Source organism: Plantactinospora solaniradicis, assembly GCF_042658085.1.
Lineage (GTDB): Bacteria > Actinomycetota > Actinomycetes > Mycobacteriales > Micromonosporaceae > Plantactinospora > Plantactinospora solaniradicis.
The window spans coordinates 13,206-35,249 of record NZ_JBHSPR010000056.1; the positions used below are offsets into that span (position 1 = coordinate 13,206).

The 22,044-nt window shown below is 71.2% G+C and carries 18 protein-coding genes and 1 pseudogene; 12 read left to right on the plus strand and 7 right to left on the minus strand.

Annotated features, from left to right (window positions below):
* Positions 1 to 46: 46 nt before the first annotated feature.
* Positions 47 to 766: pseudogene (locus ACFP2T_RS39185) on the minus strand (IS6 family transposase).
* A 124-nt stretch (positions 767 to 890) separates the two neighbouring features.
* On the opposite strand from ACFP2T_RS39185, the gene ACFP2T_RS39190 reads away from it, so the two are divergent.
* From ACFP2T_RS39190 to ACFP2T_RS39205, 4 genes are all read left to right on the plus strand, one after another.
* Entirely contained in the window at positions 891 to 1,085 is a 195-nt protein-coding gene (locus ACFP2T_RS39190; protein WP_377431428.1) for a hypothetical protein, read from the plus strand.
* 387 nt (positions 1,086 to 1,472) lie between these two features.
* Positions 1,473 to 2,354, plus strand: coding sequence for a transporter substrate-binding domain-containing protein (locus ACFP2T_RS39195; protein WP_377431431.1), 882 nt, complete (start codon positions 1,473 to 1,475; stop codon positions 2,352 to 2,354).
* On the plus strand, positions 2,351 to 3,406 hold the full coding sequence (locus tag ACFP2T_RS39200; protein ID WP_377431433.1) for a hypothetical protein: 1,056 nt from the start codon (positions 2,351 to 2,353) through the stop codon (positions 3,404 to 3,406). Before ACFP2T_RS39195 ends, ACFP2T_RS39200 begins: the two co-directional genes overlap by 4 nt.
* Entirely contained in the window at positions 3,403 to 4,620 is a 1,218-nt protein-coding gene (locus ACFP2T_RS39205; RefSeq protein WP_377431435.1) for an ATP-grasp domain-containing protein, read from the plus strand. The genes ACFP2T_RS39200 and ACFP2T_RS39205 overlap by 4 nt, the downstream gene beginning before the upstream one ends.
* Positions 4,621 to 4,746: 126 nt before the next feature.
* Here the strand turns inward: ACFP2T_RS39205 and ACFP2T_RS39210 are convergent, their stop codons facing one another.
* A complete protein-coding gene (locus ACFP2T_RS39210; protein ID WP_377431437.1) occupies positions 4,747 to 5,337 on the minus strand; it encodes a helix-turn-helix domain-containing protein in 591 nt (196 codons plus the stop codon).
* 136 nt (positions 5,338 to 5,473) lie between these two features.
* Positions 5,474 to 5,743 (minus strand): hypothetical protein, encoded by a 270-nt coding sequence (locus tag ACFP2T_RS39215; protein ID WP_377431439.1) that lies wholly within the window; start codon positions 5,741 to 5,743, stop codon positions 5,474 to 5,476.
* 371 nt (positions 5,744 to 6,114) lie between these two features.
* On the opposite strand from ACFP2T_RS39215, the gene ACFP2T_RS39220 reads away from it, so the two are divergent.
* The 4 genes from ACFP2T_RS39220 to eccB all read left to right on the plus strand — a co-directional run bounded on the left by ACFP2T_RS39220 (position 6,115) and on the right by eccB (position 12,798).
* Entirely contained in the window at positions 6,115 to 9,243 is a 3,129-nt protein-coding gene (locus ACFP2T_RS39220; RefSeq protein ID WP_377431442.1) for an amidase family protein, read from the plus strand.
* Positions 9,244 to 9,467: 224 nt separating this feature from the next.
* Positions 9,468 to 9,926: a zinc-binding dehydrogenase gene (locus tag ACFP2T_RS48195; protein ID WP_465264292.1), complete on the plus strand. Its 459-nt coding sequence runs from the start codon at positions 9,468 to 9,470 to the stop codon at positions 9,924 to 9,926.
* Between the two features lie 66 nt (positions 9,927 to 9,992).
* Positions 9,993 to 11,375 (plus strand): type VII secretion integral membrane protein EccD, encoded by a 1,383-nt coding sequence (gene eccD / locus ACFP2T_RS39230; RefSeq protein WP_377431444.1) that lies wholly within the window; start codon positions 9,993 to 9,995, stop codon positions 11,373 to 11,375.
* 1 nt (position 11,376) lies between these two features.
* Positions 11,377 to 12,798: a type VII secretion protein EccB gene (gene eccB / locus ACFP2T_RS39235; protein WP_377431447.1), complete on the plus strand. Its 1,422-nt coding sequence runs from the start codon at positions 11,377 to 11,379 to the stop codon at positions 12,796 to 12,798.
* 95 nt (positions 12,799 to 12,893) lie between these two features.
* Here the strand turns inward: eccB and ACFP2T_RS39240 are convergent, their stop codons facing one another.
* The 3 genes from ACFP2T_RS39240 to eccCa form a co-directional block, all read right to left on the minus strand.
* On the minus strand, positions 12,894 to 14,450 hold the full coding sequence (locus tag ACFP2T_RS39240; protein ID WP_377431450.1) for a hypothetical protein: 1,557 nt from the start codon (positions 14,448 to 14,450) through the stop codon (positions 12,894 to 12,896).
* Between the two features lies 1 nt (position 14,451).
* Positions 14,452 to 14,772, minus strand: coding sequence for a hypothetical protein (locus ACFP2T_RS39245; protein WP_377431453.1), 321 nt, complete (start codon positions 14,770 to 14,772; stop codon positions 14,452 to 14,454).
* Between the two features lie 85 nt (positions 14,773 to 14,857).
* Positions 14,858 to 18,859, minus strand: a complete 4,002-nt coding sequence (eccCa, locus tag ACFP2T_RS39250) for a type VII secretion protein EccCa (protein ID WP_377431455.1) — start codon at positions 18,857 to 18,859, stop codon at positions 14,858 to 14,860.
* A gap of 193 nt (positions 18,860 to 19,052) precedes the next feature.
* Between eccCa and ACFP2T_RS39255 the strand changes: the two genes are divergently transcribed.
* The gene (locus ACFP2T_RS39255; RefSeq protein WP_377431457.1) at positions 19,053 to 19,406 is read left to right on the plus strand and encodes a WXG100 family type VII secretion target; all 354 of its coding nucleotides are present in this window, start codon (positions 19,053 to 19,055) and stop codon (positions 19,404 to 19,406) included.
* A gap of 80 nt (positions 19,407 to 19,486) precedes the next feature.
* Positions 19,487 to 19,783: a hypothetical protein gene (locus ACFP2T_RS39260; protein WP_377431459.1), complete on the plus strand. Its 297-nt coding sequence runs from the start codon at positions 19,487 to 19,489 to the stop codon at positions 19,781 to 19,783.
* A 105-nt stretch (positions 19,784 to 19,888) separates the two neighbouring features.
* On the opposite strand, the gene mycP is transcribed toward ACFP2T_RS39260, so the two are convergent.
* Positions 19,889 to 21,181: a type VII secretion-associated serine protease mycosin gene (gene mycP, locus ACFP2T_RS39265; protein ID WP_377431461.1), complete on the minus strand. Its 1,293-nt coding sequence runs from the start codon at positions 21,179 to 21,181 to the stop codon at positions 19,889 to 19,891.
* A 128-nt stretch (positions 21,182 to 21,309) separates the two neighbouring features.
* Between mycP and ACFP2T_RS39270 the strand changes: the two genes are divergently transcribed.
* Positions 21,310 to 21,702, plus strand: coding sequence for a YbaB/EbfC family nucleoid-associated protein (locus tag ACFP2T_RS39270; protein WP_377431464.1), 393 nt, complete (start codon positions 21,310 to 21,312; stop codon positions 21,700 to 21,702).
* A complete protein-coding gene (locus tag ACFP2T_RS39275; RefSeq protein ID WP_377431467.1) occupies positions 21,690 to 22,031 on the plus strand; it encodes a hypothetical protein in 342 nt (113 codons plus the stop codon). The genes ACFP2T_RS39270 and ACFP2T_RS39275 overlap by 13 nt, the downstream gene beginning before the upstream one ends.
* Positions 22,032 to 22,044 lie beyond the last annotated feature (13 nt).

Genomic DNA, 22,044 nt, shown 5'->3' on the forward strand with positions numbered 1-22,044 from the left:
GTTCTCGAGTCGGTAGACGCGTCGAACCTCGTATACCGGTCCGGAATCAGATCGCTCGGGCGAGTTCGGTGAACGCTACGGCGACGCGGAGCGCCGGCGGCGTCTCGTGTTCGAGTTCGTAGTGTCCGCGTCGCACGTTCTGTATAAACGCATGTCCGGCGACGATCACCTGCGCCGGTCTGGTCGGCCCGTAGCCCGCGCATCGGGCGTAACCGGCGTTTGAGCTGGCTGTGGTCGGCCTCGATCGGGTTGTTGGCGTACCGCTCGAGGTGGTGCCGAGCCGACGGAAAGAGGTCGTCGAGTACCGCCGGGTAGACCGACGAGGCGTCGGTAACCACCTCGGCGGGCGTCACCCTCAGCATCCGCCGCGCCCGCTGGAAGAACCCTCGAGCCGCGGCCGTGTCCCGGCGGGTCGAGACGAGGACATCGGATGACCTGCCCGTGCTGGTCGACGGCACGGTAGACGTACCGCCACACGCCGTTGACCTTCACATAGGTCTCGTCAGCAAACCACCGATCACCAGGCGAGCGGCGGGTGAACCTAGCGGCAGCGGCCGGCAGCGGGGTGAACCGCTGTACCCACCGGAAGATGGTGACGTGGTCGACCTCGATTCCGCGTCAACCAGCAACTCCTCCACATCCGGTACGACAGGTTGAACCGCAGGTACCAGCGGACCGCAACCACGATCACCTCCGCCGGGAACCGGAACCCGGCGAACGCGGGCCCGGCCGGCGACCATGGACGACGATGGTGTGCTTGCGTCACCCGTCAACTCTGCCCCGGCCACCGACTGATGACGCAACAGAGCCAACACCCGCGACTCGGGCACCCGCAAGGTCGTACTGGCCCGCTACGCCCGCAACCGTCGCCTCGGCGACGCCGTGCACCAGTGGGCGTTCTGCGCCATGAACGGCTCACCGGCGCCCGCGCCTACTACGAGACCGCGCGCACACGCGGCATCGGCCACCAGGCCGCCCTACGCCAACTCGGCAACCGCCTCGTCGGCACCCCGCACGGCTGCCTCAAGACCGATACCGTCTACGACGAGGCCATCGCCCGGGCACATCTCGAACCAGCCTCTTGACAACAAAGAACATGGGATGTCCGCCGCGCCCGACGCCGAGTCGACGTCCTCCACGCCATGCTCTGCGACAAGAGTACTCACCAAGCCCGCTTCGCCGCTTGCCCAAACCATAGGGACACCCCCGACATAGACCGGTTGCCATCGATGTTCACGCCGACACGCCGCATCTGATCAACCAGACCACAGACCCGAGCTATTCAACCGCAGTAGCGGTGATGCGTTCTTGGGTGCTGGCGCGATATTGATGTCATCGACTACAGTTATGCCTTCCCGTCACGCACGCAAGAGGCTTCGATGATAGAGGAATCTACCGATTCGACGTTGCATCCCGGCAGCAACGACCGCTTGCGTAGGGCCCTGCGTAGTGCCCTTACCATCTTCAGCGTCGTGGTGTTCCTGGCCCTCGGCGGCGTCGCCGCCTGTGTCGAGCAGAACGATCCTAAGAGGACGGTGGAGTCACTTAGAGAAAAATCTCCGACTTTGCGGGACAAGGTCAGGCTCCGTGTTGGTGTGCGGGAAACGCTGCCCTACCTGAGTTTTCGCGACCCCAACACGGGTGTCCGCAGCGGGTTCGAGATCGAGATCGCCAAGGCGCTCGCCGCCGACCTGGGTTTCAGTGAGGAGCGGATCGACTGGGTCACTGTCACCAATGTGCAGAACAGAATGCACGTGCTCCAGGCCAACCAGGCCGACATGGTCGTTGCCAGCCTGACCATGCTGGCCGACCGGCCGGTCGACTTCGCCGGGCCGTACCAGTTGGTGCCGCAGGCGGTCATGGTGAACAAGCAGCACACCAAGCGCATTGACACGGTCACCGACCTGCGGGCACCCGATATCATCGTGTGCACAGGCATCGGCTCGACCTCCTCGCAGGCGCTGGAGGCCAAGGGCATCAGACTTGAGCTGGTCAACGACCGCGAGCAGTGCATCGAGGGGATGAAGTCCGGCAGGTACGACGCCTTCAGCAGTGACCTGCCCATCCTGGCGAGCATCGTGGCGACCAACGCGAACCGGTTCGAGATCCTCAGTCTCATCGTGGCCGACGCCGAGGAGCGGATCGGTGTCGCCGTGCCGAAGGGCGACACCGCGTTGCGCGACCTGATCGCCTACTTTCTCAACCGGTGGCTGCACGGGCCACAACCCAGCCCGTGGCTGCTGGCCTATGACCGCACCATCGGGCCGTACCTGGACGCGAGGTTCCGCTCCCAGCCGCTCGTGGACAACCCCCCTCAGCTAGTGGACTATGACTCAAAAGTGCGCCCGCAATGAGTGACGGCGCACAGCCCGACGGTCCCAACGGTCCGGACCACCGGGCGGCGTTCTGGAGCCTCGTCGTCGGCATGCCGGCCGCCCTGTCGGTGTTGCGATTGTGGGTCGAGTCAGGCGGCGACCTCCAGGTCACCCTGCTGCTGGTGTCCAACGTAGGACCGCTCAACCTGGGGGCGGCGCTGTTCGCCACGATCACGCAGCTCGCCACGGTCGTGTTGATCGCCATGTCGAGCGCCGGAGGCATCCTGCGCTCAGCGGTCGAGGCCGCCCCGCCGCAGAGCCTGCTGCGTCAGCGGCCGCCGCTAATCGCCAGGATCTTCGGGGCGATGCCGCCCTGGTTCATCCTGGCGGTGTTCATGCTGGCCATCCTTACCTGGCGGATCATCTATCTTCCCCTGCTGCTGCCGGCCGCCGTCGCGGTGGCGCAGCGCCCGCTGTGGCGGCTGCACGACCGCCCGGTGGCCGGGCTCGCGATCTGCCTAGTGGGGTTGGCGGCATACGGATGGTTGAACAGCGCGGCGGTGGCGCAGGCCTGGACCGCCGGCGAGTATTCGGTGACCCTGCTGCTGATCCTGCCGACGCTGGCCGCCCTGGGCATCTGCGGACCGGTACCGGTGTGGTTCGCCCGCCTGTTCGCGACGGCGGCGCTGCTGGCGATCCTCGGCGCCACGGCCGTGGTGTTCCAATCGGCCGTCCGCACGCCGATACTGCCACTCGTCGCCATCGAGACGAAGCCAGCCGGCGACTCGCCGGCCGAGCCGGGCGAAGACGAGGACCACTTCGTGCGCGGCCACATCATCACCGTGAACGACCTGCACCTGGTGGTACTTCAAGAGCTGGGCGGGGTGCGGTACCTGCCGCTCGACACCGTACAGTCGACGGTTCTCTGTGGGACCCCGGAGGAGCTGCCCACCTTCACGATCTGGCTGCGCGGGTACCATGTCGAAGACTCCCTGCTCACCGCCATCGGCCGGCGGGTGCGGCCGCGGGTGAGGATCGATCCGCTCTGCCGGATCTCCGAACCGGCCGCGCTTTCCAGCGGTGCCAGGTGAGGGCCGTCCTCCTCGGGGAGTATCGGGCTGAACGGCTGGCTGTGCCGTTGCGGCAGGCCAACGCCGACGTCGTCGTGCTCGGGTCGACGGATGTGCGCTCGTGCCTGGCGGCCGATGTCCGGTTCGGCGAGCTTCCCGTTGACGCGACCGCTGACCGGCTGGTCGCCCTGCTCCGGGGTTACGACGCCGACATCGCCATCCCCAACGTCACCTCGCCCGGTCAGGAGAGGATGCTTCCGGCGTATGCCGGTGTGGCGCGGCGGTGGCAGCGGCTCGGCCGGCGCATGCTGGCGCATCCGTCGGGGTTCGCCGCGCTAGCCACCGACAAGGTGCTGTTCCACGAGACGGCACATCGGCGGAGTTGGCCCGTCCCGGAGGGGGTGATCTGCCACGATCCGCACGTGCTTGCCGGCTCGGCCCGGCGGCTCGGCCTGCCCGTGATCGTCAAGGAGGCGCGCAGCGAATCCCACTCGGGGCGGTACCTCATGAATAGCCTGGAGTCGTTGCGCCGCCTGTCTTCCGAGGTCACCTATCCGGTCCTGGCCCAGCGGGTCGTCGCTGGCGTGGAGGTCGCCGTGGAGGTCCTGTCACTGCCCGAACGCACCATTGTCTGGCCGGTCGCGTCGCTCGGCACGCTCGACGAGCGTTGCGCGCCGGGCAAGCGCATCCGTGTCATGCCGGCCGACCTGCCCGAGTGGGTGCGAAACTCGCTGGCCGCGGTGATTAGGGACATGACGGACGGCTATCGGCCCGCCGGCCCGTGGCAATTGGACCTCGCGATCTCGGCCGGCGAGCTGCTCGTCATCGAACTCAACGGCAGGCTCGGCGGGCTCACCAACCTGAGTTGGTTGAGCACCGGCGCCGACCCGCATCGGTCCTATGTAGACGCTACGCTGGGGAGGCCAGTCGTGCCGCCGGACCTGACCCACATCGCGCTAGAACTGCCGATACCCAACGGAAGCCGCGTCCCGCCGGTGCCGCCGGGGCTTGAACTCAGATCTTTCGAAGGTACCGCCACCAATCGGTTTCCGCTGCTCAGCGGATACTATCGGGCCGTGCTCAGGGTTCCCGGTGGCGAGGTAAACACCGCTCGGGCCTGGTTGAGTTCGCTGCCGCCTGCAGCGTTGCTCGCCGATCCCGCGGAGGCGATTGCCCAGCTGGTACAGGCGACCCGCGCGTGGGAGAAGGGGCGTCACAGCGAACCGGTGCGCTAGCCGCGGCGATCCGGGTGCACGTATTGGTAGACGGTGCGGGTGCCGACAACCTCGTCCGCGCTGGTCACAACCTTCTTGGCTGCCCACCGTGCTGTGGGAGTCGTGCTCGGCAACCTCCTGTGCGGATCACCAGGTGGTGAGCGTGGCTTTGCCGTGAGCCCGCTCGGCCCAGACGTGGCGGTGATCGACGTAGCACGCTAAGAGCGACCGGCAGTAGGTGCTGATCCTGTAGGGTGCGTCGGTGTCGCGGGGTGCGGGTCCGAGGCGGTCACGGGTCAGGATTCGGCGGATGGTGCCGAGGCCGACGCAGTGGCCCAGTCCGAGCAGTTCGCCTTGGATTCTTTTGTGGCCCCAGCGGGGGTTGTCGCGGGCCATCCGATGGATGAGCTCGCAGATCTCGTCGCTGACGGGAGGCCGACCGCCGCGGTGGGGGTAGGTCCAGCGGCGTTGGACCAGCCGGCGGTGCCAGGCGAGCAGGGTTGCCGGGGTCACGATCCGGTGGAGACGGACCGCGCGGGGCAGGCGGCGGGACAGCGCGGACAGGATCGCCCGGTCTGACCAGGACAGTCGTGGTCGGCCGTGGACCTGGCGGCGTAGCACCGCGACCTCATGGCGCAGGGCCAGCGGTTCCGCGAGCACGACGTTGTCGCTACGGGCCGCGCGCAGCAGGGCGTCGAACATGCGGATCGCGACCAGATAGACCAATCGGAGCACCATGGCCACCAAGCTGCCCCAAACTCGCGAAGCACCAGCTCACAGCGGGTGCGACAGGTATTGGCACCGTACAGGGGGCAACCAGCCAGCCGGGCTCCCTGACCTACGTCACCACTGAACGGGTCAGGCCAGCTGTTGATCACGACTCGTCAGCGGGCTGGCTCGCCTCGCCACGAGCGTCCAACAGCCGCTCTCGCGCGGCGTCCAGACAGGCGGGGTAGTCAAGCGCGAAGACCTCCACCAGCGAGGTTTCCAACGTCCCGGCGATCCGGTGCAGCGGCGACCACACTGCGCGATCCTGATTCACCAGGCCGTCGAACTCTGCCGTACCTATCATGCGGTCAAGCCAGTCGGACAACACCAACGCCTCGTCCCGCGTCAGCTTGATCATGAAGTCGCCTTCAGTCATCCCGCCGAGGCTACCTCCCGATCAACACCCTGAATCTTTGTGGTCAAAGCACTAGTTCGGAAATTGGCCGGTCAGGACTTGGCAGTCGAGATCGATCGCGGCGAGCACACGGGACATCGCGTCGAGCCGGCCGACGGCGTCATAGACGGCCGCGAGCACCTGTCGGACGTAGGGCGCGGGCCTGAGGACCGGGAGGGCGGGGGTGGTAAGCAGCAGGTCGAGGTGGCCGCGGCCGGCGGCCAGGGGACGTCGCGGCGGATGCGACAGCTGCCGGAGACGGCGGCTGGTAGTTCAGTCAGTTGTGAGTGTCTGCTCGCTCCGCGTGGGCGTACCGTTCGTCGCGGCGGAGGGGAAGCGGATCGGGGGAAAGCATGCGTGCGCATCGTCTGGTGCTGATCGCGGCGGTTGTGGCCCTGGGAACGGGCCTGGTGCCGGCGCGAGCCGCTGCGGACCGGCCATTGGACCTTGAGATGACCTCGGCGACGCAGCTTGGGGCGATGATGGCCTCCGGGCGGCTCAGCAGCCACGAGCTTACCCGCGACTACCTCGAGCGGATCGCGGCGGTCAACCAGCGGGGTCCCGCGCTCAACGCCGTCCGCTCGCTCAATCCGGACGCGTTGGAGGAGGCGCGCGAGTCGGACCGGGTCCGGCGCCGGTCGGGCCCGCGTGGCCCGCTCGAAGGGCTGCCCGTGCTGCTTAAGGACAACGTCGATGTGGCTGGGATGCCGAGCACGGCGGGGTCGATTGTGCTCGAGCACTCGGTGCCGGACAAGGATGCGACCGTCGTGAGGAAGCTGCGCGCTGCCGGGGCCGTGATCCTGGGCAAGGTTAACCTGACGGAGTTCGCCGCCTACGTGTCCAACAATCAACAGAGTGGCAACAGTTCGCTGGGTGGGCAGGTTCTGAACCCCTACGACACGGCCGCCGATCCCGGCGGCTCATCCAGCGGCTCCGGTGTCGCCGCCGCCGCGGGCCTCGCCGCGCTGACGATCGGCTCCGACAGCGAGGGTTCGATCATCTCGCCGGCGAGCCAGAACGGCGTCGTGGGCATTCGCCCGTCGACCGGGCTGTGGAGCCGCCATGGCGTCGTGCCGATCTCCGACACGCAGGACACGCTCGGCCCGCTCACACAGACGGTGTCCGACGCGGCGCTGCTGCTCGGGCCGCTGACCGGCGTCGATCCTGCGGACCCCAAGACCGCCGCCAGCGCCGGCGTGGCCGGCACCGACTACACGAAGGCGCTCAAAGCGGATGCGTTGCAGGGAGCGCGGATCGGCGTCATGGGCTCCAACAACGCCCAGTACAACGCCGCCCGGGCCGAGGTGGAGAGCCTCGGGGCGACCGTCGTGCAGATCCCGGTGCCCAACTTCCCGACCGCCGACCCGATCCTGCCGCGCGAGTTCCGCCGCGACCTCACCAAGTACCTCACGCAGCTGCCGTCCAGCACGCCGATCAAGAGCTTCGACGAGGCCTACGCCTACCTGAAGACGCACCCCGAGGAGGGGCTCAAGTACGGCGACTCGCGCATGGGGCCGTCATCGATGTTCCATCTCGAGATCCCGTCGGAGCAGGCCCAGTACGAGGCGACGCGCGACGCCGAGATCGCCCGGGCGAAGGCCTACCTCGACGGCCTGCTGGATCAGGGCCCCGGCCCCACCGACGACCTCGACGCCGTCCTGCAACTACAGCTCGGGTTGATCAGCCCGGCGGCGTTCGCCGGCTACCCGATCGTCAGCGTCCCCGGTGGCTATTCCGCCAGCACGAACAACCCGGTCAACGTCACGTTCGTCGGGCGGCGCTTTTCCGAGTTCAACCTGATCGGCTACGCCTATGCGTACGAGCAGGCGACGCACAACCGGCGGCCGCCCTCCGAACTCAATCCGGCGAGCTGGCGCTGCGTGCCCGGGCCACGCTTTGAACCGCACTCGTGCCCGCCGTTCAGCGGCTTCGCCGGCCCGCTGAGCGACGCCCTCGTCCCGCCGCCGCTGGACCTTCAGCGGCTGACGATCGCCGAGGTTCAGCGTCGCTTCGCCGCGGGCACGCTGACGAGCGCGCAACTGGTGCGGGCCTACCTCGATCGCATCCGCTTCGTCAATGCGCAGGGGCCGGGGATCAACGCCGTGCGGGCGATCGACCCGAGCGCGACCGCCCAAGCTGCGGTGGCCGACAAGAAGCGGCGCCGCGGCGTGGCGGGCGGGCCGCTGGCTGGGGTTCCGGTGCTGGTGAGCGACACCATCGACGTGGCGGGGATGCCGACCACCGCGGGCTCGCTCGCGCTCGAGCACAACGTGGCGCGGCACGACGCGCAGCTCGTGCAGCGGCTGCGCCGGGCGGGCGCGATCATCCTCGGCAAGGCCAACGTCACCGAGTTGTCGGGGATGATGAGCATGAGCATGCCCGCCGGCTACGGCGGGCTGAGCGGGCAGGTGCTCAACCCCTACGACGTGCGTTCGTCGCTCAACGGCTCCAGCGCCGGGGCCGTCGCAGCGGCGGCCGCCGGCCTCGCGGCGGTGACGGTCGGCGTCGAGGCCGACGCGAGCACGACCGGCAGCGGCGGCAACGCGGGCAACCCCGCTTCGCCGTCGATCGTCGTACCCGCGACCGCCGGTGGCGTCGTGGGGATGCGGCCGACGCTCGGGCTGATCGGTCGCACGGGCGTCCTGCCGGTGGCGCGAAGCCAGGAGACGCCGGGGCCGATCGGCCGCACGGTCGCCGACGTAGCCACGCTGCTCACCGCGCTGGTCGGGCCCGACCCCGACGACGACGCCGCGGCCGGCGCGCAGCCGGCCGACTACACCGCGGCGCTCGACAAGACCGCGCTGGCCGGCAAGCGGATCGGCGTGATCGCGCCCACGAGCGGCGTCTCGGTGCAGCCGTTCGCGAACGCGGTGGCGCTCGTGACGAGCCTTGGCGCGACGCTGGTCCCGCTCACCGCGCCGGCGCGGCCGACGACGCCGAGCGTGGTGGACCGAGAGCTGGGTCGCGACGTCGCCGGCTACCTGGCGAGCCACCGCGGGACCATGCGCTCACTGGCCGACATCGTGGCGTTCAACGACGCGCACGCGGCGGACGAGTTGAAGTTCGGCCAGGGGCGGCTCGAGGCGGACGCGATGATCGACCTGTCCGATCCCGCCACCGCCGCCGGCTACCAGGCCGATCTCACCGCCGGCCGGGCGGCCTCGCGCGCCTACATCGACGGTCTGCTGGCCAACGGCGGCGAGCCAGTCGACGCGATCCTCTCGCCGACAGCGACGTTCGCCGAGGTCGGCACGCGGGCCGGCTACGCGCAGATCTCGGTGCCTGCGGGCTACGATCCCACGCGGCGCCGCCCGGTGGCGATCTCGTTCACCGGTACCGGCGGCGACGACGCGAAGCTGATCGGCTTCGCCTACGCCTACGAGCGCGCGGCCCAGATCCGTCAGCCGCCGTCCGTGATCAACCCGCAGACGTGGCACTGCGTCGCCCCGATCGTCTACCTCCCGCGCACCTGCGGACCTTGAGCCCTCGCTAGTACTCCAGCCGTAGCTGGTTGGTCCGGTGTCTTCGCTGGTAGTGGGCCTTTTGGCGCGGTACTGGTGTCGGTGTCGCCACCATGACCATCGATTGAGTGGTCGAACGGACGGGTGTTGGTGGTCAGGTGTGCCAGGAGACGACGGACCTCGCCGACGGTAAGGGGGATGAGTCGTTCATGATCGGGTTCGTTGTCCCCTTCTGAGCGTGGGCGGTGGTCCGTTCCGGGGACTCGGCGTTCATCTCCGCTGCGGCCGGCGGGGTGGGCAGCGTGGCCGGACAGATCGCCCGGCTGCTCGGCGCGAGCCGGGTGATCGGCAGTGCCGGCTCGGCCAGCAAGCTCCGGCACCTCACCCAAGACCTTGGTTTTGACGCGGCGTTCAACTACCACGACGGCGATCTGTCCCGCCAGGAACGTCTCGACCGACTGGCCCTGACCCTGGCGACGGTCGCGACCGTCACCGAGGCGGACCAGCCCATCGAGGCCGGCTGTGGCCGCCACCGAACTCACCGTGGCCCGCCGCCCGACTCGCCGGGCGGGCCATCGCCGGCGGATCGGATCGCCCCGCCCGGCCGGCACACAGAAGCCCGTTCACCCGTACCCCTCCCGGTCGCGTGTCCGCTAGCTGCCGACCCGGTTCCTCGATGGACCGGGTCCAGTCAGGGTAGGTGAGCCCTCGCTCTCGCTGGGCCATCCGGCAGCTCGCTGCCGCCGGGGGCCGGACGTCCTGGAGCTGACATGAACACAACTGGCCTGGTCCGGGTGACCATCGCGGCGCCCGCCCGGCGGATCGACCTAGCGCTGCCCGAGCGTTGCGCGCTCGCCGAACTGCTGCCCGCGCTGTTGGCACACGCCGGCGAGGGCCTGGCTGACACCGGGGTCGAAGCGGGCGGCTGGGTGCTGCGCCGCCCGGACGGCACGGCGCTCGAACCGGCCCGCACGCTCGCTGGGCATCGGGTACGCGACGGCGAGGTGCTGCACCTGACGCACGGCCGTACCGACTGGCCCGATCTGGAGTACGACGACCTGGTCGACGCGATCGCCACCGGCTCGGCTCGGCTCGGCGGTACCTGGGGCCCTTCGCACACCCGCGCCACCGGTCTCGCCATCGGCGCGTTGGCCGCCGTGCTCTGGATGGTCGCGGTGTTACGGGCGGGACCACCGTGGTCCGGTCCGGCATGGTGGGCGCTCGGCGCGGCCGGCCTGCTGCTCATCGCCGGTGTGCTGCTGGCCAGGGCTGGCGGCGACACCGGCGTGGGCGTGGTCGCCGCGCTGGCCGCGCTGCCGCTGGCGGTCACCGGCGGCGGCCTGGCCCTGGCCGGTGACCGCCCGTTGACCGCGCTCGGCGCGCCGCATCTGCTGACCGCCGGAGCCGCCCTACTGCTCGCCTCGACGGTCGGCCTGGTCGGCGTGGTGGACCGGGCCGCGTTGTTTGTCGGCAGCGCCACGGCCGGCCTGCTCGGCGTCGTCGGCGGCTGGCTCACCACCCTGGACGCGCTGGAGGCACACGAGACCGCCGCGGTCCTGGTGGGCCTCGGCCTGGCGTTCTCGCCGGTACTCGCCCAGCTGTCCGTCCGGCTGAGCCGGGTACCGATGCCGGTGCTGCCGCAGGTCGCCGCCGACCTGGTACGCAACGACCCCCAGCCACCCCGCACCGCGGTGTACGCCGCCGTGCTGCGGGCGGACAGCCTGCTCACCGGCATGGTGGCCGGCCTGGCGGTGACCGCCGGGATCTGCCAGGTGTTGCTGGTACGCGCCGGCGGCACCGCCGCACTGATCCTGGTGACGGTGCTGGTGATCGGCTTCCTGCTCCGCGCCCGGCTCTATCCGATCGGGCGGCAACGACTGCCGATGCTGCTTGCCGGGCTCACGGGGGCGGTGTGTCTGGCCACCGGGCCACTGATGGCGGACCGGTCGGATCTGCTCGCCGTGACCGCACCGGTCCTGTTGCTGGTCGGCGGGCTCGTCGCACTGCTGGCCCTGCGGTACAGCGTCCGCCGGCCCGGCCCGTACCTGGGACGGTACGCGGAACTGCTGGAGGTGCTGGTGGTGTTGGCGGTCCTGCCGGTGCTCTGTTCGGTGCTGGGGCTGTACGGGTACGTCCGCGGGTTGGGAGACTGACATGGCGTCCAGGCGGGACCAGTTGCACGCGTACCAGTTCCTGGTGGAGCGGGTGATTTCCGGACTGGTGACCCGGGAGAGCGACCCAGAGCAGCCGCCGTTCCGTCGGCCGATCCACGCCGCGTACGGCAGCATCGCCGTCGCGGTGATCGCGCTGGCCGTGGTCGGCGTCTACGGGGTCATCGTGCCCGGCGGCAACAAGAGCTGGCGCGGCGGCGACGCGGTGGTGGTCGAGAAGGAGACCGGGACCCGCTACGTCTACCTGGACGGTCGACTGCATCCGGTCGCCAACTACGCCTCCGCCCTGCTGGCGCTCGATCGGCACGCGGGTACCCGGGTCGTGTCACGCAACTCGCTGGTCGGGGTGGCGCGTGGGCCGCGGATCGGCATCCCGGACGCGCCCGACGCCCTGCCGGCGCCGAAGCGGTTGCTCGGCGGGGAGTGGACGTTCTGCTCCCGGCCGAGCCAGGACCGGACCGGGGCGGCCGTCTCCGAGTCGGTACTGATGGTCGGGCAGCGGCCGTCCGGTGGCGACCCGCTGGCGGAGCGGGCGCTGCTGGTCGGGGTGGCCGGGACCGGCGAGCGCCACCTGGTGCTGCGCGGCCACCGGCACGAGATCGGCAAGGCGGACGGGGTCGCCGTGGAGGTCGCGCTGCGCGCCGGACCGGCGATCGCGGTCAGCCCGGCGGTGCTGGACGTGCTGCCGGCCGGCCGGCCGATCGGGCCGATCGCGGTGCGAAATGTCGGCAAGCCGTCCCGGGCGGTACCGGGTCGGATCGACATCCGGGCCGGACAGGTGCTGGTGGCAACGGGCTCCGGAGGCGTGCAGCGCTATCTCGCCGAGATCGACCGGTTGCGGCCGATCACCGAACTCCAGTACGACATTCAGCTCGCCTCCCGGGGGACCGCGGCCGCGTACCCCAAGGGCAAGCCGGCCGCCGTCGCGATCAGCCTGCTGGAGGCGGCCGGGGCCAGGCAGGCGCCCGCCGTACCCGTGGCGACCGGTGACCCGCCGGTGCTGAGGCCGGAGTTCGCCGCCGTCGGCACGACCACCACCATGTGCCTGCTGTTCGCCCCGCGCGGGGCGGTACCGACCGTGCTGCTGGACCCGGAGATGCCGGCCGCCGATCCGTTCCGGGACACCCCGGCCAACACCGACCGGGGTACCCGGCTCGCCGACCGGGTGCTCGTACCGGGCGGCGGGGCCGCGGTGGTGGAGTCGCGGCCGAGCCCGGAGGCCCCGGCGGGCACCCTGCTGCTGGTGACCGACCTGGGCATCGCCTATCCGGTGGCCGAGCCGAGGGTTCTCGAGGTGCTGGGCTACCCCAAGGTACGCCCGGTCGGCATGCCGGCCGGCGTGGTCAGCCGCCTGCCGATCGGCACCACCCTGAGCCACGACGGTGCCCTGCGGCGCAGCCCCTAGCGCCACGACGATCCCGGCCCTCGCCGGAGGGCACGGCCGGACGGAAAGCGGCCCCGGAAGATGTCCCGGGGCCGCGACGCGTGACGCGACCGGGGTCAGTGCCGGTGGATCCGGGCCGGCGGGCGAGTGGGTTCCCCGCGCTGCTCGCCGACCTGCCACAGGTCCTCGTCGATCAGTTCCACGGTGGCCGGCGCGTCCGTCTCCCGGATCCGCCGTGCCCGGGGTGGGACCGGGTGGGGGTTCCCCTTGCCCGCCTTGCCCGTCAGCATCGCGGGCATGCCGGGAGTGGGGTTCTGGGATCCGCGCCCCCGCCCGGTCGCCGAGGACCGCGCCGCGCCCGGCCCTGGCCCTGTCCCCGTGGCACCGCCCGCCCCGGCTCCGGCCATCGGCGGCATCATGGGCGGCATCATCGGCGTGCCGGCGGCGGTCGCGGCCCCGGTCGGCACGGCGGACGGCCACGCGGGCGGCGGGCCGCTCGGCGCGACCTGCGCCGGTGCCCCGACCGGCGAGGCCGCCTGCGGAATCGCGGCGGGGCCGATGCCCGCACCACCACCGCCGATGCCCGCACCGCCGATGCCACCGACACCACCGCCGCCGATGCCACTCAGGCCGGCACCGTTGCCGAGCCCGCCGAGGTTCACTCCCGGGATTCGCGCGGCCCCGCCGACGTTCGCGGCGGGGACGCGCCCGCTCCCGATGGCCCCGCCGATCGGCGGGATCATCGGCGGTACAGCCGGACCGACGCCGGGACCGCCTCCGATCGGCGGAACCGTCGGCGGGGTGAGCCCACCGGGGCCGGTTCCGCCAGGTGCCGGGACGGCGGTGGACGGCAGGGTGGGCGCGGATGCCCCGCCCGCCAGCGACGGCGCCGCCCCGCCGCCGGCTGACGCCGCGCCGGCGCCCGCCGTGGCGCCGCCGGCAGCGGCACCGGAAGGCGTGACAGGGACGTCCGGCGCGGTCTGGGGCGCGCTCGGCGTGGTGTCGGGAACGCCACCCGGGGAAAGCGCGGCGGAGTTCATGCCACCGGTGGAGACGCCGCCGCCGGCGGGGGTGCCGGGGCCGACAGCCGCGAGCGGGGCGTCGGCGGGTGCCGACTCCAGCGCCTCCGAAAGCCAGATGTCGCCGTTCACCGCCGCCGTCACCGCCATGGCCGCGTCGTCGAAGAGCTTGCCGAGCGCGGTGATCCGGGCGGCAGCGGCCTGCCGGTATGCCTCGATCTGACTCGCCAGCATGGCGGCACCCGCAGCCCAGCCAGGATCGGACAGGCCCAGTGGCGGGTTGTCGACCGCGGCGAGTTGCGCGATCAGCGGTTTGGCCAACTCGTACTGCTGCTTGACGAAGGCGTAGGTGGGGCCGATCTCCTCGCCGGCGTCCTGGATCCGGTGCCAGGGCGCCTGCCCGCCGAGCTGGTCACGCCAGCCGCCGATCACACTCGCGTCCCGGTTGGCGGCGTTGACCATCTGCTCGCCGTTCACGTCGTCCCATCCCGCCTGCAGCGCGGCGGTTTCCCCGGTTATCGAGCTCGACGCCTCGACCAGCTCGCCATGGGCCCGGGTCCATACGCCGATCTGTGCCCAGATGGCCTCCTTGTGCCCGTTCTCGGCTTCCATGATGGCCACCATCTGCTCCAGGCTCATCCCGGAATAGTCCATGTCAGTTCCCCTCCGGCGTCGGCGCGACCGGGGCGGGGGACTGGACGCTCTCGATGGAGATCCGGTTCTGCTCGTTGGCGGCGAGGTACTCGTGACCGCCCTGCCTGGCGGCGTACTCGAACTGGTCGAAGCGGTTGTTGACCATCGTCATGAAGTTCGTCAGCGTCTGCAGGGCTCCGGCGTTCGCGGTGACGAAGTTCTGGCATTCCGTCAGCCCGCCGCAACCGGAAAGCTGCTGGTCCGGCGGAGTGGTCCTCACGAGTGTGTACCCGAGCATCGTGTCCGGTTGCCCACTGAGCAGACCGCCTGCTGGATGTGTCATCTTTCCTCCCGGTCCAACTGGGTCGGTGCCGATGGTTCAGTTCAGCATTCGCATCGCCGGGCAGGCGCCCGACGACCGCTTGTGGTCAGGCCGGCTCCGCGGGTGGTAGCCAGCCGAGCTGGACGAGTTGCGGCGCGCCCCGGCGGGTGACCAGCCGCCCCCGGCCCGGCGGCAGCGGCTCGGCCTTGAGCCCACCGAGCAGCGGCCCCTCGTCCTTCGATCCGGACAGCAGCAGGCCGGCCGAGCCGATGTCGCGGATCCGGGAGACGAACGGGTCGTGCGTCGCTCGCCCCGCCCCGCCGGTACGCCGGGTGAGCACCACGTGCAGACCGATGTCCCGGCTCTGCGGCAGGTACTGCATGAGCGGCAGCAACGGGTTGCTGGCCGGCGTGCTCACCAGGTCGTAGTCGTCGACGAGGACGAACAGCTCCGGCCCCTCCCACCAGCCCCGCCTGCGCAGCTGCTCGGGCGTGACATCGGGTCCGGGCAGCCGGTCGGCCATGCCCCTGGCCGCCTCGGCGATCAGGTGTGTCGTGGTGGCCAGGTCGGTGCCGAAGCCGAGCAGGTGTTCGGTACCCACCTCGCCGAGCAACCCGCGCCGATGGTCGACCAGGATGAGCCGCGCCCGCTCGGGCGGGTACGTGTCCACGATCCGGCGGGCGAGCAGACGCAGGAAACCGGTCTTGCCGGATTCGACGTCACCGAAGAGCACCACGTGGGGTTCGGAGTCGAAGTTCAGCCGTACCGGTGCGAGATCCTGCTCGGCGATGCCGATCACGAACTGGTGGTGCCCCGGGTCGTCCTTCGGCGGCAGGGCGGAGTAGGGCACCCGGTCGGGCAGCATCCGCACCGGGGGCGCCGGCTCGCCCGTCCAGGCGGCGCCGAGGGCGTCGACCATTCCAGCCACCCCGGCGGCCAGCTCGTCGGGTGTCCGCCGGCCGTCGACCCGGGGCAGCGCCATCAGCATCTCGTGCCGGCCGACGCAGATGCCGCGGCCGGGTGCGTCCGCCGGTACCCGCATGGCGGCCTTCCGGTCGATCATGGAGTCGATGGGGTCGCCGAGCCGCAGCTCCAACCGGGTGCCGAAGAGGTCCCGGACCGCGGTTCGCAGATCGAACCAGCGCGAGCACGAGACGAGTAGGTGTACCCCGTAGGCCAGGCCCCGGGCGGCAATCCCGGCGACCGTCTCCTCGAGGTCCTCGAACTCCTTCCGCAACGTCAGCCAGCCGTCGACCACCAGGAAGACGTCGCCGTACGGGTCGTCGGTGACGTCGCCGTCCGCCAGCAGCCCGCGGTAGCCGGCCATGCCGTCGATCTCGCGCTCGGCGAACCGCCGCTCCCGCTCGGTGAGCAGCGTCCCCACCTCGGCGACGGTGCGTCGCACCGCCGCCGGGTTCTGCCGGCCGGTCACCGCGCCGACGTGCGGCAGGTCCCGGAGCGAGCCGAGCGCGCCACCGCCGAAGTCCAGGCAGTAGAACTGCGCCTCGCGCGGTGTGTGGGTGAGGGCGAGGCTGGCGATCACGGTACGCAGCGCGGTGCTCTTCCCGGACCGAGGCGCACCGACCACCACGGCGTGTCCGGCCGAACCGGAGAGGTCCAGCACCAGCGGATCGCGGCGCTGCTCCAGCGGCCGGTCGATCACCCCCACCACCGCCCGCAACGATCCGAGCGCCTCGGACCGGGCGGCCCGCAGCCCCCGGGTCGGCTCGGTGACCAGCCCGCCGAGCAGCTCGTCCAGCGTCGGGGACTCCGCCAGTGGCGGCAACCACACCTGGTGCGCCGGTGTGCCCCGGCCGGCGATCCGGTCCACCAGGACGTCCAGCAGGCTCTCCCCGACGGCCTCGTCCGGATCCTCCGCGGGCTCGGCGGGTTCCTGCTCCGCCTCGACCCGAGGGGCGAGATAGCTGGTCGAGTACTCGACGAGTCCGAGCTGTTCCGGCTCGCCCGGGGCGGCGACGGTGCTGACGGTCGGGCTGTGCACACCGGAGACGTACGCCGCGCGGAACCGGGCCAGCGGGTCGGTGCCGAACTTCAGGAAGCCGTGGCCCGGCGCCCGGGGCAGGGAGAACGCGTCCGGTACGCCCAGTACCACCCGGCTGTCCATGTCGGAGAACGTGCGCAGCCCGATCCGGTACGACAGGTGCGCGTCCAGCCCGCGTAGCCGACCCTCCTCCAGCCGCTGGCTGGCCAGCAGCAGGTGTACGCCCAGCGAGCGGCCCACCCGGCCGATCTGCACGAAGATGTCGATGAAGTCCGGCCGGGCCGACAGCAGCTCGCTGAACTCGTCACAGACCACCAGCAACGTCGGTACCTCGGCCAGTGGCGCGCCGGTCGCCCGGGTTTTCTCGTAGTCGCGCAGCGAGGAGAAGTTCCCCGCCGTGCGCAGCAGCTCCTGTCGCCGGATCAGCTCACCGTTGATCGCGTCGGCCATCCGGTCCACCAGCGGCAGCTCGTCGGCGAGGTTGGTGATCACCGCGCTGGTGTGCGGCAGCCGGTCCATCCGGGTGAAGGTGGCGCCACCCTTGAAGTCGATCAGCGCGAAGTTCAGCATGTTCGGCGGGTGGGTCACCGCCAACGCGAGCACCAGGGTGCGGAGCAGCTCGCTCTTGCCGGAGCCGGTGGCGCCGATCAGCAGCCCGTGCGGTCCCATGCCCTCCTGCGCGGACTCCTTGAGATCCAGCTCGATCGGGGTGCCGTCCGGCCGGATGCCGAACCGTACCCGCAACCTGTCCCGGCTGGGCCGCTGCACCCAGGTGTCGGCGGGGTCGAACGCGTACGGGTCGCCGAGGTCGAGCAGGTCCTCCAGGCCGAGTTCGACGTTCAGCGGCTGCTCACCCCGGCTGCCGCCGGTGAGCCGCAACGGCGTGAGCTGGCGGGCCAGTGCCTCGGCGCTCGCCATCGGCATGGTGTCGGCCAACCCGAGGTCGGCCTCCCCGTCGGTGGTCAGGCTGGACAGTGCGCGGTCGGCGGCGACGTCCAGCACCACGGTGGACCGTTCCAGCGCCCGGGGCGGCGCGGTGGTCAGGTCGATCACGGTCACGCCCTCGACGCCACCGCCGGTCATCAGGTGGTCGGATCCGGCGATCGCGCCGCCGTCGAGTACCACGACGAGGTGGGGTCCGGCGACCCGGGCCGCGCCGTCGGCGGGGTCGAAGCGCGGCCGGTTGCCCAGCAGGTCCTCCAGGATCGCCTCGAGCGCGGTGATCGTCGGGGCGACCAGCCGGACCGGGCCGAGCGCGTCCCGGCGCTCCGGGTGAAGTGCGTGCGGCAGCCACTTGAGCCACTCCCACTCCGACCGGCATTCCGCCCCGACACAGACCGCGATCCGTAGGTCATCGGGAGCGTGCAGGGTGGCGAGTTGGGCCAGCATCGCCCGGACCAGGCCGGTCACCGTCTCGTGGCCGCCGCGTACGTGGATCCGGCCGAACCCGTTCACCGCCATCGCCAGCGGCAGGTCCGGGATCGCCGAGTAGGTGGTGATGAATCGGCGCAGAGCGAGCGCGGACAGCGGTTCCAGCTGCTCCATCGGCTTGGTCTCCGGCGGAATCAGGCGGGTGGCCAGGCTCTGCCGGCCGACGCCGATCCGGGTCACGCCGAAGTCCAGGTCGTCCCGGCGCCGTTCCCAGAGCCGATAGCTTGGCACCAGCGACCACAGGGTCTCGGGGTCCGGGTGCAGGTACCAGAGCGTGGCCCGCTGCCGGTCGGCGGTGCGGGCGACGCGGATCCGGTGCTGGGCCAGGCTCCGCAGGTAGAGCCGGCGGGCGTTGCCCATCTCGCGCTTGTTCGGCCCGCCGCCGTTCAGGAAGGCCACCGCCACCATGGCGAGGATCGCCACGCCGAACAGCCCGAAGGCCACGTAGCGCAGGGTGGCGTACCCCCCGCCGCCGCTGCCGCCGCCGAACATGCCGCCGCTGAACATCAGCACCATCGCGGCCATCATCGCGACCATGGGCAGCACCATCAGCAGCTGCGTCCACTGCCGGGCCGGCGGTGCGGGAATCTCCGGCGGTGCCTCCAGCAACAGCTCTCCGGAGGGCATCTCCGGAGCGGGTCGCCGAGAGGGCCTGCGCACCACCATCGTCGCCATGACCGCGCCTCCCTACGTCTTACAGGTGTGCGGGGATCGTCGCCGCTGCGCGGCACGCGCGGGCCGGGATGGCAGGAAGGTGCCGACGGGGCCGCTGGCCGACGCCGCCGCCCTAGCGTCGACACCGGGTACGCACCGCGGGCCCGGGCCGTCCGGCTCACCAGCACCCCGGCATCAGCAGAAGGAGCAGCCGATGAGCATGCTTGCCGGTAGGACCCCAGGAATAGATTCCGCGGCGAAGGCCGCCGACTTCACCGCCAATTCTCTGGATACGTACATCGCCAGGTTGGAGCAGATCGTGGCGGAGGTGATGGAGTCGTGGCGGGGCGGCGCGGACGCGGCCTTCAAGACCAAGCATGAGGAGTGGCGAGCGGCCGGCGCCGACTTCGTTCGCAAGCTCCGCGAGCAGGCGGTCGCCCTGCAAAAGAGCAGCGGCGAGTACCAGAACACCAACGCGGACGCGACAGCGCTGATGAACAGCACCCAGTCCGGCGGCGGGGCCGCTCCGTTCGCGGGTGCGCTCGGCGGCTCGGCCGTCCCCCGCTAGGGGCTGTCTCGCGGACCTAGCTCCGCCGAGATCCACGAGACAACACCTAGTCCCGACATCAGGCAGAGAGGACTCGTCACATGACGGACTGGATCAGGGCCGACTTCGCGGCTCTCGGTGGGCTCCGGCAGGGCATCACCGCCACCGGCGCCGGCTTCACGGACGAACATGACAGCTGGTCGTCCGTGGTCGAGCAGCTCGTGCAGGACTGGCCGGACGCGGCCGGCGGCCTGTTCAACGCGGTCACCGTGGCGGCGCTGACCTTCGACCGGGTGAACAACGAATTCCTCGGGATGCTGGGCGTCGCCGTCGAGAAGGCTCTCGAACTCTACGAGGGGACTCTCGCGGACGTCAGCAAAATGATTCCGGACAGCTGATCCACGCGACGGAGACGGCGCGGCGGCCCGGGGACTGAACCCGGGGCTGCCGCGCCGAATGCTGTTCCGCGAGCTGAGGTCGTCCCGTGCCGATCGCGGCAGCGGTCAGCGCCGGGGCCGCTCCTCGACCGGGGGCGGCGGAAACAGGAAGATCTCCTCCGGCGGCTCGTCCCGGGACGGTGCGGCCGGTAGCCGCTCGGCCCGCCCCGGCCGCCAACGCCGGCGCCGACCCCTCGGCAGCGCCCAGGCCAGGACCCCGGCGAGCACCAGGGACAGCGCCACCACACCCGCGCCGAACTTCGCGCTGGCGCCCGTCCGAGCCCACCAGGCGGCGGTACGGACCACGGCCGGATCGGGCGCGGGCAGCGCCACCTCGGGCAGTACCAGCGGGTCGCGCTCGGACAACCTCTCCGTCACCGCCCGGTACGGGTCGACGACGCCGGCACCGTACTCCCGACTGTTCCGGCCGCCTCGGGCCGGCGACGCGGTCGCCATCAGCCGCTCGGCCACCTGAGCCGCGGTCAGCTCGGGCCAGGCGGTACGCACCAGGGCGGCGGTGCCGGCGACGAACGGGGCGGCGAAGCTGGTGCCGTCGTAGTAGTCGTGCCCGCCCGCCCGGGCCGCACCGACCACAGCCGTACCCGGCGCCACCAGGTCCACGTGGTCGCCGACCTGTGAGCCCGACGAGCGGGCACCGGCGATGTCGATCGCGCCGACCCCGAGCACCCCTGGATAGGCCGCCGGGTACGAGGCGGCCGGGGCGCTGTCCTGCCGGTTACCGGCCGCCGCCACCAGCAGGGCGTCCTTGGACTGCGCGTAACGGATCGCGTTCCGGATCGCCGGGAAGTCGCCGTAGCCGGACAGCGACAGGTTGATCACCTTGGCGCCGCGGTCGGCAGCGTACCGGATTCCCCTGGCCACGACGGCGGGGTCGATCGGACTCGGCTCGCCCTGGTCGTTCAGCTCGCGATCGGTGATCCGGACCGGCAGGATCCGCGCCCCGGGCGCGACCCCGCGGAAGCCGACCCCGTCCGCCGGTCCGGCGGCGATGATCGAGCCGACCGCGGTGCCGTGCGAGACACAGTCGAAGTTGCCCCGCAGGTCGCCGACGAGGAAGAAGTCCCGACCGGCCAGCACCCGGCCGCGCAGTTGCCGATGGTCCGCGTCCACCCCCGAGTCCAGCACCGCGACGACGACACCGGCCCCCGTGCTGTGCCGCCAGGTGCTGCGCAGGTCCAGCAGTTGCTGCGCCCACGGCAGGTCCGCGATGACCGGCCGCGCGGGCTCCGGGTCACGGCAGGCACCGGCCGGCGGCGCGGCCGACGCGGGCATGCTGAACAGCGACGGTACGGCCGCGGCTATCGCGATGGTCACGGAGATGGCGGTACGTCTTCTCATGATGCCGTCATGGTCCGGACACGCCCGCCGGTCAGGTCGGCGGTGGCCGGAAGCGGCCAGGGTGACCCGGCCCCGGCCGGCGCCGCGACATGCTGACGATCGGGTGTGGATCACGAGGGGAGGCCAGGTTGGACATCTCGGCTGGCGAACTGTCCGGACGGCTCGCCGAATACTCCCGGCTGACCGACGACGTGCTGGCGATGCGCGACGGGATCGACAAGATCCGGGTCACCGCCGAGTCGCCGGACGGGCTGGTCGCCGCTACGGTCGGTGGTCGAGGCGAGCTGCGCGACCTCGAACTGGACCCGCGGATCTACCGCGAGCCGGACGCGGCGGCCCTGGCCCGGACCATCGTCGGAACCATCCGGGACGCGGCCGGGGCGGCGGCCCAGGACGCGGCCCGAATCGCCGCCCGGCTGATCCGGGCCGAGGCCGACGAGCGGGCCGACCCGTTGGTCGATCCCGTTCTGCACCTGCTGGAGACCGAGCCGGAGCGGAGTCAGCGGCTGTGGCGGGGATGAACGGCGACGGGATCGGCATGGACATCGGGTCGACCCGGCTGGTGATGGACGCGCTCCGCCAGGTGGCCGCCGTCTTCCGGACCGGCTGGAGCGGCTCCGAGACCGAGATCGAAGCCCGCGCGGGCCAACTCGGCGGCGATCGGATGGGCCGGAGCTTCCGGGAGTCCTTCGACTCCGTGGCGGAGCAGGTCGCGGTCGACGTCGACCTGCTGATCGGCAAGGTGGAACGACGGGCGGACACCGGCCACCTCTTCGTGGACCGGTACGAGCTGACCAAGGCGGAGACCGAGCGGGTCATCAGAGACGTGCCCCAACCGGGCCGGCCGTAGGGTTCGGCGGCGT

What these genes read in the sequence shown, in the direction of transcription:
- ACFP2T_RS39200 (WP_377431433.1), top strand. Translation starts at nt 2,351, where the DNA reads ATGAGTGACGGCGCACAGCCCGACGGTCCCAACGGTCCGGACCACCGG.
- ACFP2T_RS39210 (WP_377431437.1), bottom strand. Translation starts at nt 5,337, where the DNA reads ATGGTGCTCCGATTGGTCTATCTGGTCGCGATCCGCATGTTCGACGCC.
- ACFP2T_RS39215 (WP_377431439.1), bottom strand. Translation starts at nt 5,743, where the DNA reads ATGACTGAAGGCGACTTCATGATCAAGCTGACGCGGGACGAGGCGTTG.
- ACFP2T_RS39220 (WP_377431442.1), top strand. Translation starts at nt 6,115, where the DNA reads ATGCGTGCGCATCGTCTGGTGCTGATCGCGGCGGTTGTGGCCCTGGGA.
- eccD (WP_377431444.1), top strand. Translation starts at nt 9,993, where the DNA reads ATGAACACAACTGGCCTGGTCCGGGTGACCATCGCGGCGCCCGCCCGG.
- eccB (WP_377431447.1), top strand. Translation starts at nt 11,377, where the DNA reads ATGGCGTCCAGGCGGGACCAGTTGCACGCGTACCAGTTCCTGGTGGAG.
- ACFP2T_RS39240 (WP_377431450.1), bottom strand. Translation starts at nt 14,450, where the DNA reads ATGGACTATTCCGGGATGAGCCTGGAGCAGATGGTGGCCATCATGGAA.
- ACFP2T_RS39245 (WP_377431453.1), bottom strand. Translation starts at nt 14,772, where the DNA reads ATGACACATCCAGCAGGCGGTCTGCTCAGTGGGCAACCGGACACGATG.
- eccCa (WP_377431455.1), bottom strand. Translation starts at nt 18,859, where the DNA reads ATGGCGACGATGGTGGTGCGCAGGCCCTCTCGGCGACCCGCTCCGGAG.
- ACFP2T_RS39255 (WP_377431457.1), top strand. Translation starts at nt 19,053, where the DNA reads ATGAGCATGCTTGCCGGTAGGACCCCAGGAATAGATTCCGCGGCGAAG.
- ACFP2T_RS39260 (WP_377431459.1), top strand. Translation starts at nt 19,487, where the DNA reads ATGACGGACTGGATCAGGGCCGACTTCGCGGCTCTCGGTGGGCTCCGG.
- mycP (WP_377431461.1), bottom strand. Translation starts at nt 21,181, where the DNA reads ATGAGAAGACGTACCGCCATCTCCGTGACCATCGCGATAGCCGCGGCC.